Genomic DNA, 985 nt, shown 5'->3' on the forward strand with positions numbered 1-985 from the left:
CCAAAGTTTAGGCGGAAATCTTGTCACTATTAACTCACTACAAGAGCAACAATGGTTAGTCACCACCTTTGGTGGTACTGAACAACTATGGATTGGCTTGACAGATAATGTAACAGAAGGCCAGTTCAATTGGGCAAGTGGTGAAACATCTACTTACCGTAACTGGTTTCCCGGTCAACCAGATAATGGCGGACCACAGGGTGAAGATTATGTGGTGATGAATTTCGGTGCTGCTGGTCAATGGAATGATTACCCCGACCCCACTACCCTTGTCCCTCCCACAGCTTTCAGAGGCATCATTGAAATCAAACAATCCGTCAATCCGACTCCGATCACTGGTACTGATGGTGATGACTCCCTTAATGGTACTGATGGCAATGACACCCTCGTTGGTTTTTCTGGCAATGACACCCTTGATGGTGGTGCTGGTCATGACATCCTAATTGGTGGTAAAGGCAACGATATCTATATTGTAGATAGCACCACTGATACCATTACCGAAAATGTCAACGAGGGTACAGATACCATTCGATCTAGTGTCACCTTAACTCTTGCTACCAACGTTGAAAACCTAACTCTGACAGGAACAGCAGCAATTAACGGTACAGGGAACGCACTTAATAACGTCATCACAGGTAACAGTGCTAATAACATCCTTGACGGTGGTTTAGGCAATGATATCTACATTGTTGATAATCCCAATGATACCATTATCGAAAGTGCCATCGCAGGTACAGATACCATTCAATCTAGTGTTACTTTGACTCTTGCTGCTAACGTGGAAAACCTGACTTTAACAGGAACAGCAGCTATTAACGGTACAGGGAACGCACTTAATAACGTCATCACAGGTAACGACGCTAATAACACCCTTGACGGTGGTTTAGGCAATGATGCTTTAATTGGTGGTTTAGGCAACGATACCTATATTGTTGATAATCTCAATGATACCATTATCGAAAATACCGACCCAGGTATAGACACC

General features: G+C 43.6%; 1 protein-coding gene. It reads left to right on the top strand.

What is annotated here, in order from left to right:
* Positions 1-985, top strand: a 985-nt coding sequence (locus FFO06_RS20655; protein ID WP_268904656.1) for a lectin-like protein, incomplete at both ends; no start/stop codon positions are given.

It is taken from the genome of Dolichospermum planctonicum (genome assembly GCF_005402965.1).
GTDB classification, from domain to species: domain Bacteria; phylum Cyanobacteriota; class Cyanobacteriia; order Cyanobacteriales; family Nostocaceae; genus Dolichospermum; species Dolichospermum planctonicum.